General features: G+C 44.4%; 9 protein-coding genes. 1 reads left to right on the forward strand and 8 read right to left on the reverse strand.

Going from position 1 to position 12,399, the window contains the following annotated elements:
• Positions 1-49: 49 nt before the first annotated feature.
• The 5 genes from P8S55_RS10965 to P8S55_RS10985 all read right to left on the reverse strand — a co-directional run bounded on the left by P8S55_RS10965 (position 50) and on the right by P8S55_RS10985 (position 7,211).
• Positions 50-2,518, reverse strand: coding sequence for a hybrid sensor histidine kinase/response regulator (locus tag P8S55_RS10965; RefSeq protein WP_289224250.1), 2,469 nt, complete (start codon positions 2,516-2,518; stop codon positions 50-52).
• Between the two features lie 123 nt (positions 2,519-2,641).
• Positions 2,642-3,244 (reverse strand): hypothetical protein, encoded by a 603-nt coding sequence (locus P8S55_RS10970; protein WP_289224251.1) that lies wholly within the window; start codon positions 3,242-3,244, stop codon positions 2,642-2,644.
• Positions 3,245-3,471: 227 nt separating this feature from the next.
• Positions 3,472-3,615 carry a hypothetical protein gene (locus P8S55_RS10975; protein WP_289224252.1) on the reverse strand — a complete coding sequence of 48 codons (144 nt, stop codon included), beginning with the start codon at positions 3,613-3,615 and terminating at the stop codon, positions 3,472-3,474.
• 217 nt (positions 3,616-3,832) lie between these two features.
• Positions 3,833-4,744: a chemotaxis protein CheV gene (locus P8S55_RS10980; protein ID WP_289224253.1), complete on the reverse strand. Its 912-nt coding sequence runs from the start codon at positions 4,742-4,744 to the stop codon at positions 3,833-3,835.
• A gap of 112 nt (positions 4,745-4,856) precedes the next feature.
• On the reverse strand, positions 4,857-7,211 hold the full coding sequence (locus P8S55_RS10985) for a methyl-accepting chemotaxis protein (RefSeq protein WP_289224254.1): 2,355 nt from the start codon (positions 7,209-7,211) through the stop codon (positions 4,857-4,859).
• A gap of 712 nt (positions 7,212-7,923) precedes the next feature.
• Between P8S55_RS10985 and abc-f the strand changes: the two genes are divergently transcribed.
• The gene (gene abc-f / locus P8S55_RS10990; RefSeq protein ID WP_289224255.1) at positions 7,924-9,819 is read left to right on the forward strand and encodes a ribosomal protection-like ABC-F family protein; all 1,896 of its coding nucleotides are present in this window, start codon (positions 7,924-7,926) and stop codon (positions 9,817-9,819) included.
• 327 nt (positions 9,820-10,146) lie between these two features.
• On the opposite strand, the gene P8S55_RS10995 is transcribed toward abc-f, so the two are convergent.
• From P8S55_RS10995 to P8S55_RS11005, 3 genes are read right to left on the reverse strand one after another with little or no spacing between them, the layout of a single operon-like run.
• Positions 10,147-11,376, reverse strand: coding sequence for a molybdopterin molybdotransferase MoeA (locus P8S55_RS10995; RefSeq protein WP_289224256.1), 1,230 nt, complete (start codon positions 11,374-11,376; stop codon positions 10,147-10,149).
• Positions 11,377-11,436: 60 nt separating this feature from the next.
• Positions 11,437-12,084: a molybdenum cofactor guanylyltransferase gene (mobA, locus tag P8S55_RS11000; RefSeq protein WP_289224257.1), complete on the reverse strand. Its 648-nt coding sequence runs from the start codon at positions 12,082-12,084 to the stop codon at positions 11,437-11,439.
• A 35-nt stretch (positions 12,085-12,119) separates the two neighbouring features.
• Positions 12,120-12,356, reverse strand: coding sequence for a hypothetical protein (locus P8S55_RS11005; protein ID WP_289224258.1), 237 nt, complete (start codon positions 12,354-12,356; stop codon positions 12,120-12,122).
• Between the last annotated feature and the right edge of the window lie 43 nt (positions 12,357-12,399).

Below are 12,399 nucleotides of genomic sequence, written 5' to 3' on the forward strand. Positions count from 1 at the left end.
CGGTTTATTTTGACGGTTTATTTTGACGGATTGTTTTGACGGATTGTTTTTAACCTAGGTGTATCTCGATTTTTGCTGCCCTTAACTGCTTTATTAATTCATCGGTTTGCGCTTCCCATCCCTCTATCAACCAGGCCTGGTTGATAGAGCCTGCTTTAATCAGCTTTGTGGCTTGGTCATAGGTTGCCGCTACTTTCACTTGATAATCCGCCTGCGCGCTTTGGGCTAGGGCTTTGAGCTGTTGTTTATCGGGACATAGGATTAGCAGCACGGGCTTTTCTATTGGCGCCTTGGCTATCAACTCACGTCTTAACACCCGGTATAAGGCTTCTGAATCAAGTGGTTTGGCGAGATGGTCGTTCATCCCGACCGCCAAAGCCTTGTTTTTGTCTTCCACCATCGCCGCGGCGGTGAGCGCGATAATCGGTATAGTTGGGTTAAACTCGCGAATCGCCCTGGTTGCCAAATAGCCGTCCATTACCGGCATTTGAATATCCATTAAAATCAAGTCGAATGGTTGCGTTTTAGCTTTATCCACCGCCACCTGACCGTTTTCTGCTAGCTCAAAATGCACGCCGGTTTGACGCAGCATTTCACCCGCGACTTCTTGGTTGATTTCGTTATCCTCAACCAATAGCACACACCCTGACAATTTCACATGATCTGTAAAATGCTGTTTGAGCATCGTTTGCCCCTGCTGACCTGCTCTACACAAAGGCATCCGCAGGCTAAAGCTAAACACCGAACCCTTGCCCAGCTCACTTTGAATCTGAATGTCATCGCCACCCATTAAGCGCACCAGCTTTTCACTGATGGTTAACCCCAGACCGGTGCCGCCATGTTTGCGGGTAATGCTGGTGTCGGCTTGGGTAAAGGCATAAAATAATTTGGCTTGTTGCTTGGGTGTCATGCCGATGCCGGTATCTTTGATAAAAAACTCCAACTGCACAATCTCATCCGCTTGTTTTGGCCTTGTAAGCTTAATCTCTAAGCGTACCTCTCCGCGCTCCGTAAACTTAATCGCATTACCAATCAAGTTGGTTAAAACCTGACGCAAGCGCAAGTTATCACCATACAAGCAAACATTACAATCACACTGACATTGCACGCTAAAATCCAGCCCCTTATCCTGCGCCATACCGATAAAAAAAATATTGAGCTCATCTTTTAGCTGCATCAACCAAAACGGCTGCGGATCAAGCGTCAACATCCCCGCTTCAATTTTCGATAAATCTAAAATGTCGTTGATAATCCCCAACAACAAACGAGCCGACTGATTTACCCGTTTGAGTTGATGGCGCATTTTTTCAGGGTTGCTCTCCTTAACTCCCAGCTCGCTCATGCCAATAATGCCGTTCATCGGCGTGCGAATCTCATGGCTCATATTCGCCAAAAACTCTGATTTAGCTTTGTTCGCCGCTTCAGCCTGCTTCTGGCCTTCAAGTTGTTGTTGCCAAAGTTGGCTGAAGGCGTGGATGAGGGTGCCCACTTCGTCTGCGCTATCCACCGGCAAACGCGCATAGGGTTTTGCGCCGGAAGTCATTGCATCGATTTGTTGTGCGCTATGTTCAATCGTTTTGAGCTGACGACGCATGACCAGATAAATCAACCCCGCAAATACCAGCATAGCGAAAAAAACCAACCAGGCCATTTTTGTTAACAGCGCCCAAACCGTTTGGTTAACAACCGAGACAGGAATAGTATGAATCACATGCCAATCCATTAAGTCCAGTTTTTTGGCGCTAAAGGCTGTGCGTTGATCATGATGGTTTTGTGCAATACCAAGGGTTTCACCTGCATACACCCGCTGTAAAATCTCACTTTTATCTAAGCTCGGTAACGGCTGCATCGCCAGTTCGGTGCGGCTAGAAGTGACAAATAGATGGTTTTTAAAATCGACCAGATGCAAATGACCCACCCCGCCATGCACTTTTTCAGTCAGCTTGCTAATTAGATTGTCATCGGCTAAACGGGTAACGCCAAACAAATAGCCAGCAAACTCAGCGTTATCAGCAATAATCGGCACTGAGATCAAAAACACCGGTTCCTGCAATCCACGCCCCATGAGTGGATGGGTGATTACCGGTTGACGGGTGGCTTTAACTTGTATCGCATGGTCGCGATCAGACAGGTCAATGCCAGCGCGCCCCTCCACAATCGGCGAATCAACAATAATTTGCGCATCGGCATTCATTACCACCAAGCCGCCATTAAACTGATGCTGCAGCATCACCCGAGTATTTAACGCAAGCTGCAACGCATGCTTGCCTATCAACCCATCACCGTCCTGCAGTTGAACGCTAAATTGCTTTAGACTGTCGATACGAGTTTGCAATCCCTCTTCAATGTAATTGATGGCCAATTGTTGCATAAGCTGTTGGTGTTGCAAAAACACCGCTTGCGAATGGTTAAATACCATGCGCGCCGACAAGAAACTACTTGTGGCAACTACCAATAAAAATACCAGCGTAGCCAAGATGACAATGCGTGTTTTTAGTTTTAATGATTTTCGCTTCATTTTTATCCTATTATTTTTTTATTTTATTGATCATTAAAATAATCTAACTTCCACGCTGTACGCCCCCTTAAAAGATCCCGATCTTCGCTGGGATGAGGGGTTGTTTTACGCATTATTTTTACATCAGGATAGTTCGTTCAGTAGCTCGGTCAACTTATCTTGTGCAGCTTCAAAGTCAAAATCATCTAAGGCGCTTACCAAGGTTTGCCATATCGGTTGAAGCGCCGCTGGTAAGCCGCTTTGCAGTTGGTCAAGCTCTTGGTCGTCGATATACTCACTAGCTTCGATGCGAGGTTTAAGGCTTTCAAGACGCTGATAAATGCCACTGTCTCGCTTATCACTTTCAGCCGAATACTCTGTAACAACTGGCACATCCTGCACGCCCAAATAAGCGCCAATTTCAAGCTTGGTTTGAATTAACGCATTGCGCAAGGTTTCAATTTGTTGCGCACTTGGGCATTGTTGATCCTTGAGTAATAAATCAATTTCTAAGCTAATCTCAAACACCCCTTGCGCCGCTAAATTACCCGCCACGCCTTTCAGTGCGTGATTGAGTTTATGCGCCTCGTCAAAGGCCGCCTCATCGCTATCGTTTTCTAGCGCCTCAACCAAATCCACCACCTTTAAAAAATCACTATCAATTTGTAGTGAAAACTTCTTCAACAGTTTTTTTAAAAGAGCTTCGTTGCCCAATAATTGAATAAGACCAGCTTGAATGTCTAACACGGTTGTTTGCTCCTGAATGATGTGTTGTGGGTTTTTTTCCGCTAACTCAATTAATCTTGGTGAGGATAAAACATTTCCATCTTGGCGTTTTCCAGCGCTTGAGTACGCTCTTTAACCTATTGCTCTTGAAGTTGGTTTTCTGTGGTCAGCATGCGCTTAACCTGATGGTTTTTTATGTGAATCCCAACCCTCTTGAGCAGTTCAACTCAGTTAAAGGGTTTAGTGATCTAGTCAGATTCACCGCCTTCAAGCGCTTTAACATGACCATCTTCATCGGCTTGCACGGTACGCACAATCACTGGCGGACGTTTGGCGGGTTCGAGCATTTGCCATATCAACGACAAGAGCGCAAAACCATTCATAATCAGCATATTGATATCGAGCAACACTAAGTAAAACGGTTTTTTTCGACAACAGTTGTATCAGATATAGCGGCTGGGGCACGCCGGTAGTTTGGAGTTAATCAGCACTATCGAGTGTGGCTTCGATGATATCAATGTTAGTTTGGTTATCATCTACCACCAAAATCGCGGAGGTTTTAAGATCTAATCCTAGATTGTGGCAATTCATCTTTGCCCCCCTTTTGATTTATGCTTTATAGTATTGTTTGATAGCTTTAACCAGCTCTGCAGTGTCGATTTTGCCAATAAATCCGTCTGCGCCCAATTGGTTAGCTTGACGCACCGAATCACCAACAGTCATTGAGGAATGCACGACCACCGGTATATCTAGCCTCATAACTTCTTTGACGGTTCGGATAACCGTATGACCAGATACATTCGGCATTTCAAGATCGGTAATGATTAGACCCACTTTCTTGTGGTTTTCTTTCGACTCAAGGAATTGGATAATTCCTGAGCCATCTTCATAGATTTGATGCTCGAAACCTAAATTTTCCAATACCGCTTTAACATAACCACGAATACTGCCTTGATCATCTGCAAACAAGATTATTTTGCTAAAACTCTCTCCCAGCGATTTCACCTTGGCTTCTTTTTCAAGGTCAGTACCGGTTATTTCAGCAATCATTTGTTCAACATCCATGATCAGGCATAGCTCATCTTCCACTCGCGTTTGTGAGACGATTTTTTGGCTATTTTCACCCGAGCTTTGAATTTCTTTCCAATCTTTTTCAGCAACGCCATGAATGTAGGCCACCAGCAAACCAATTGTTTGGTTATTCACCTCAGAGATCACAATCACGCTACGCTCATTGGCATGATGTATCTGATGACCAAACCATTGCGCGGTATCGTAAACATTGATATAGTCGCCACGCACTTCAATCACGCCCTTGTAATAATCGGCCGCATTCATCGTTGTTTTAGTGATTTTGTACTCTGAGGCATTCAACACTTCTTTTATTTTGAAGATATTCATTGCATAAAACGGATTCACACCAAACTGCTCATCCTGATGCCCAACTAGCTTAAACACCATTAAACTCATCGAGTTGTTTTTGCTTAAATTAGCAGTTTTGTCGATTATATTTAGATCCATGTACCCTCCTAGATGCTATAAATATTAAACGGCTCTTCTAAGAGCCTGTCGGATAGGGGCTTAGTGCCGTTTAGTATATTTTAATCTGCTTTGCTAGCAAGAATAGGTTTTTTTAAAAGTCAGCCCACTTGTCAGTCGCCACAGTTTTATTTGTCTTATTTGGCAAGGCGATATGTTTATTGACTGGGTTTTTCACTGGGCTAGAGTTAGGCTTTGGGCTGATAAGTTTGCGCTGTCCTGCCGTGTGATGAGTCGTTTCCCGCTGTGAATCGGTTTTAAAAAAACTCATCTCACGGCTGAGATTCTTAGCTTGGTCTCGCATATTCTCTGAAGCCGCTGCCGTTTCTTCCACCAACGCGGCATTTTGCTGGGTTACTTTATCAATGTTAGTAACGGCTTGATGCACCTGGTGTATGCCCGCTGCTTGCTCTTCTGTGGCTTTGGCGACCTGTTGAATCATGCTAGACACTTCATCAATCGATGTGGTAATTTCTTTGAGCACACTTCCTGACTCGTCCGCGAGCTTGGTGCCTTGATCAATTCGATTAACACTTTCGGTAATGAGTTTTTTGATGTCTTTGGCGGCATCGGCAGATTTTTGAGCTAATGCACGCACTTCACCCGCAACCACCGCAAACCCACGACCATGTTCACCCGCTCTAGCGGCTTCAACCGCCGCATTCAGCGCGAGCAGGTTAGTTTGGAAGGCAATACCGTCTATCAAGCTGACGATATCAGCAATCTTATGACTTGACTCTTGAATCGAACGCATGGCTTGGATAGTTTGACTCATTACTTTTGAGCCTTGTTGTGCTTTGGCCTGCACACCTTTTGCAATCTCTGAGGCGTGTTGAGTATTGGCGGTATTGTGCTGAATGGTTGAGTTCATTTGATCCATGGTGGCCGAGGTCTGCTCTAGCGCCGCCGCTTGTTCTTGTACACGGTCACTGAGGTCATGCGAGCCTTGCGAAACCTCACGCGCCGCCCCATCCACCACTTGTGCCGCATAGACTGACACATCAATGACTTTCGCTAGGCGCGCAACGGAGGCGTTGATTGCATCCTTGAGCTCGCCAAGTTCACCTTCATAATTAGTGTTGATGACTTGGGTTAAATCCCCTTCAGCCATTGCGCCTGTGACTCTGACGACATCGTAAATCGCTGCTTGAATACCGTCTAGCAGCTCATTCAGCGATTGACCAAGGTTTGCGGCGATGCCTTCAAGTTGGCTCGCATCGATTCGTTCAGCTAAATAACCTTCCCTCGCCTTGGCAACCGTTTTGCCGACATTTTCGAGCAGCTGAACCTCTTGGGTACGGTCTATCCATTCCACCATTGTCGCGACTTGAGCGCCAGTTCGGTTTTTAATCGGCATCACCACCAGCTCAAAATGGTAACCAGCGACTTCGATTCTGGCCACCATGGCCTGATTTAAACCTTTAAGCATCTGACGCTGATGGGCTGGATTTTTATGGAATATATCAATGTTCTGGCCGATGAGCTTATTGACGCTGAAGTTAGGCAGAACTTGTTTGAGTTTGGCTTCACGATCTTTAAGAAATTTTTTGACTTTGTCGTTCATGTAGCTGATATTTAAGTTTGCATCAGCCATCATCACATTGCTGTTTAACTTGTCAAGCGCAAGCTTGAGTTGGCCGGCTTGGTCAAGTTGATAGGCGCTTTCTTCAGCGGCGGCTCTTGACGAAATACTCGCGGCTATTACCACATTGTGCATCTTACCCGCATAGGATTCTGGGTCGTATTGATGCTCAATGAGTGGTTCACCCGCCGCCACTTTTCTTAATGAGCGTATGGTGTGTTGGTTTGTTGCTTGCAGTTTTACACCATAAATCACTAGACTTACTAGCAGTAGCAGCACCAAACTCATCAGTAACCAAGCGGGCATCAACTGGGGCATCATTAGATTGATCACTAAGGGAATAACCGCAAACAAACCGGTTGATAAAGCAAGCTGAACAGGCGGCGCTAAATACGCAAACAGGTTAAGTTTTTGTAGGTTTGTGCCAAGATATACGCGCCCGTGTTTAATTTTTGCACGGCCTGCGTTAAGGTCTTGATAGGCTTGGGCGGTAGCTTGTTTTTCTGCTTCGGAGATGGCGGTTCTTACCGACATATAGCCCGCGACCTCACCATTTTTGTAAATCGGCGTTGCATTTGCGCGCACCCAGTAGTAGCCACCGTCTTTGCGGCGGTTTTTAACACATTGTGTCCAAGGGATGCCGTTTTTTAAATCGGCCCACATATCGGCAAACACCACTGGCGGCACATCAGGATGGCGAATCATATTGTGTGGCTGGCCGATCAATTCGGCACGCGTGAAACCACTCGCCGCTTCAAACGCATCGTTGCACTCTAAGATAGTGCCGACGAGATCGGTTTTAGAAACCAGTGTTTGTCCCTCAAGGAGCTTGTATTCAGTTTGATTTGTGGGTTGGTTGTTACGCACTTGCAAAACTCCTATTAACCGTCTACTCAATGTAAAAGTTTATTACACACAATAATAACAGAGTTTTTTTTGTGAAACCCTTCAGAATATTAGGGAATTGATGTATTTTACGCACTATTTTTGCAGGTTTTTCCACTTTACTTCTCAATCAAGCCATTTTTTAGACTTTTTCAAATAGAGAGCTTTTCAAATAGAGAGCTTTTCAAATAGAGAACTTTTTCAGAATAGAGACTTGTTTTAGTTGCATAATCGCCTGACTAAGTGCTTTAAGAACAACAGGCTTAGTATGGTGGAGGTTCTCCCCCCCCCTTCTAGACTTTTAAATTTGGAGCCAAGTTCGTTGTGCATGGTTAAAATAATTATCACTAAGTTTAGATACGATTACCTTAAGTGAGATGACAAAGCTAAACCGTTGATGCACCTGATAACCTTCTGATCGAAGACTTGTGACCAGTACCCAGTATGTCGCGCAATAACGACTGATCTTCAATAACTAAAACACTTAAAATAGATAATCCTTTTTAATTTTAACTTAACCATAATAAATTTAAGGACTATAAAAAACCTGGTTTATCCGAATTCTCTTTTTGATAGCCTTGAAAATCATGAATTTTATTAGTTTTTTAATATCTCTGATTATTCACCTGCGGACTCGTTGTTGATTACTGTTAAAATAGCCAAATTCCAACTCAAATTAAAGTAAATCTAGATTATGGCTCTGTTATTTTTACGCGACATCTCCCTTAGCTTTGGTGCGGCACCACTGCTTAATAAAATTCATTTTCAAGTTGAACCGCTCGAACGCGTCTGTATTGTTGGCCGTAATGGTGAAGGCAAATCCACATTACTCAAAATCATTGAAGGTATACAGCCCGCTGATGAAGGCACGCGTATTGTTCAAGATGGTGTCAAGATTGCTAAACTACGCCAGGATGTACCGCATGATATTCAAGGCTCGGTGTTTGATGTGGTGGCATTGGGTCTAGGCGATATTGGGCGCATTCTTAAGGACTATCACCATGCCGCACTTGATGGCGACATGGATAAGCTAGGCGAATTACAGCATCAAATTGAAGCGAAAAATGGCTGGGAAATGAATCAAAAGGTTGACACGATTTTATCTAAGCTTGATTTAGCGCCAGATGATGAATTCTCATCCTTATCCGGCGGAATGAAGCGCCGTGTTTTACTGGCTCAAGCCTTGGTGCAGCAGCCTGATATATTATTACTTGATGAGCCGACCAACCATCTCGATATTCCCTCGATTCAATGGCTCGAAGGATTTGTAAAAAGCCTGCGCTGTGCGCTGGTATTCATCACCCATGATCGTGCTTTTTTGCAAGCGCTCGCCACGCGCATTGTAGAGGTTGATCGCGCTCAACTTTATAGTTGGGATTGCGATTACCTGACATATCTTGAACGCAAACAGGCGCAACTTGAATCCGAGGCCAAATCTAACTCAGAGTTTGATAAAAAACTTGCACAAGAAGAAGTCTGGATTCGCCAAGGTATAAAAGCCCGCCGCACTCGCAACGAAGGTCGGGTTCGCGCGCTTGAAAAACTCCGCCTAGAGCGTCAAGCCCGCCGCAGCCAACAAGGTAGTGCGAATTTGCAGGTTAACCTTGCGGATACCTCAGGTAAAAAAGTAATAGAGTTGTCCAATCTTTCCTTTGCATGGCCTGATAAGGTTATTGTTGAGAATTTCTCAACAATAATCATGCGTGGCGATAAAGTAGGTTTAATTGGACCTAACGGCTGTGGTAAATCCACCCTGCTCAAGATTTTGCTTGGCCAGCAGGAGCCACAAAGCGGTGAAGTTGAATTGGGCACCAACTTACAAATTGCCTACTTCGACCAGCATCGCGCCAAGTTAAATGAGGAGCTATCGGTTGCCCAAAACGTGATGGATTCAAGCGACCATGTGGAAATCAATGGTCAACGTAAACACATTATTGGCTATCTAAGTGACTTCTTGTTCGCGCCGGATCGTGCCAGACAACCGGTTAAATCCCTGTCCGGTGGCGAGCGCAATCGTTTACTTCTAGCACAGGTATTTGCTAAGCCCTCCAACCTATTGATTTTGGATGAACCGACGAATGATTTGGATGTTGAAACCCTCGAACTGCTTGAAGACCTACTAATGAATTATCAAGGCACCGTTCTGATTGTCAGCCATGACCGGGCTTTTCTAAACAATGTCGCTACCAGCTCAATTGTGTTTGATGCACCAGGCCTGGTGAATGAGTATGTGGGAGGTTATGACGACTGGTTACGTCAGCGCCCGCAAATCGATAACATTACTAAAAAAGCAAACAAATCCACTAATGAACCTGATTCCAAACCTGGTGGAGTGGCCGCATCCGAAGCCGAAAAACCAACTAAAAAACTGAGCTTTAAAGACCAACGTGAATACGATGCCCTACCCGGCATTATCGAACAACTTGAATCCGAACTGGAAGCACTGAGCGCTAAAATTGGCGATACAAACTTCTATCAACAAGACCAAACACTCATTGATAAAACACTGGCTAAAATGCAACTCCAGGAAAGTGAACTTGAAAAGGCCTTTGAGCGTTGGGAAAACCTAGAATCTAAATTACAAGGTTAAAGGGTTACGCCAGGTTATAGAACACCCATCCTTAATTGTTCTGGTCAAGCTTTTTTGGACACTTGAGTTTTACAATTTTGGGTTTTACAATTTTCATACTCAATAGGCGCTAAATCACCGTTCGATGTATAAAGCCTAATTAAGTTGTAGTAGCGCATGTAGTAAATAACCTTGCTCGGTCACTAGGACGACGGCTTCTTTTTTAAACTCATCGCTACAGGTTTTATAAGTTCTGTTTTCAGTCATGACCGCTCCTAGTTCGACAATTTCTAGTGTGTCTTATAAAAGTGTCCGTTGCTATTAGACCCGTTCACTAACCATTTTAAGCTAAAACATATTAAGCGAGGCAAGTGGGATAAACTCCACCCAGTCGCCTTTTTTGACTGTTTTTTCTGGCGGCAGAATTACCAACCCATTAGCCCAATTAAACGCTAATAAAGAGCTGGCGCTCTGCTGCGGATAAAGCTGAACCGCACGGCTTGCTTGATAACCCGGCTCCAAGCGACCACGTAATACTTCCATTCGAGCACTGGGCTTGAGCCAATCAAAATCCGCTTGAATCCAAAGTGGCATGTAGCATTCGTCCTCAATCCCTTGGCATAACAACAAAAATGGGCGCGCAAAAAGCGAAAAATTAATCAGTGCGGCCACGGGGTTACCCGGTAAGGCTAAGATTGGTGTTTGATTCGATGCAATTTTGCCAATAGCAAACGGCTTTCCCGGCTTCATTTTCACCTGCCAGGCCTGCAGCTCACCCAACTGATTAATCGCCGCGAGAAGATGATCCTCACCGCCGACTGACACCCCGCCAGTAGTCAAAATAACATCCGCCAGCTCACTCGCTTGCTTCAGCGCATCGATGGTTGCGTCTAATGTATCCGCTACAGGCTTTACTAAAACACACTCAAATCCCAGCGCCTTAACTTGCGATTGGATTAAGTATTTGTTTGAATTATAAATACCGCCTTTGGGCAAAGGCAGGCCTGGTTCAACCAGTTCATCACCGGTATTCAACAAAGCAACCTTTAACGGCTGGTAAACGCGCAATTCAGACACTCCGGCTGATGCAAGTAAAGCAATATCTTGTGGACGCAGCTTGCGCCCGGATTTAAGCAACAAGGTTTGCGGTGCAATATCGCTACCCAATTTACGAATATGTTGCCCCAAATTCAAAGGCTGCTCAATCACTATCTCATCGCCATCACGTATTACATCTTCTTGAATAACCACCGTATCCGCACCATCCGGCACGGGCGCGCCTGTGAAAATTTGCGCACACGTATTTGACTGCAAAGCTTCGCCAACCCTGCCCGCCGCAATCCGCTGACTAATCGGTAAACGATAAGGCGGAGCACCGACTAGATCACTTGCACAAATCGCATACCCATCCATCGCACTATTATCTTGCGGTGGAATCGCTTGCTGGCTGACCAGGTCCTGCGCCAATACAAAACCCAGCGCATCACCGATACCCAGATTTAACAGCTTACAAATAGGTTGCGCCTGCGCTAACAAACGCGCTCTCGCATCGAAAAAATCAATCACTTGGTGTTTCATTGTTTAACTCCTTAAATAAAAATGAGTTATATTTTTAAATGATTTGGATTGAGTTTCACCCTACAACAAACCCTGCTCAGCCGAAATTTTATTAAAATTTATAAAGGTTTCTGATAAGTCTGATGCATCGACAACTAAGCATGAATGTGTTTTCATCCACTTATAGACTGCTAGCTGATCTTTTTCTATGGCTTTAACAATATCTGGGAGGAGGTTTCTGCTTATTTGAGAAAAAAGAGGTTGTTCTCTATGCGCATCTCTTGGAACTATGATAGAAGCTTGATCTTGATAAGAAATCAAACGTTTCACCAGGCCTGGTGGTGGCGTAGGACAGTCGCAAGGCAGACACTGTACAAATGGGGCTGAGGTATTACTAAGAACCGTTTCTATTCCAGCTAAAGGGCCCAAAAAACCATTGAGACGATCCGATAAAAGCTTTATTGGATAATTATAGTCTAAAAGGAGTGACTGATATTCTTCCAAGCGATCATTAGAAATAACCAACACTTCAAAAGTCAAACCTATATCTTGAGCTTCACTAAAAACCCAGTCTAGAACATGGCATACTAACGGCTTAGACTTCCATTTTAAAAGCCCTTTATTTTGTTTACCGACTCGTTTTCCCTGACCTCCGGCCAGAACCGCAAAACATAGCTGTACTCCCGCCTTAGTAGGCGGTACCGATGTGGTTAATAATGGATTGTTCAAACGAAATAAACCTAGTCAAAAAGCAAAACCCTGAATTAATTGCCGACTCTGATAGTGTTTTCAGGTCGATTCGGCCAAGCGGATAACTCATAAGCCATACCTAATTCAAGCCTACCCCATTGACCAAGGGTGGTTAAGGTTACATAGTTTGAAAAGATTCTATGAACATGAATACCGTCTTTTTCTTCTCGTTCATTGAACACCTGACCGTTGATAATTGCTTGACGAAGGCCATCTATTATATGCTTTAAATAAAAGAGCAAAACCATCATATGCTATTCATTTATAAATAAGTATATTTTAGGCAAAAAAACC

The organism is Thiomicrospira sp. R3 (assembly GCF_029581415.1).
Classification (GTDB): domain Bacteria; phylum Pseudomonadota; class Gammaproteobacteria; order Thiomicrospirales; family Thiomicrospiraceae; genus Thiomicrospira.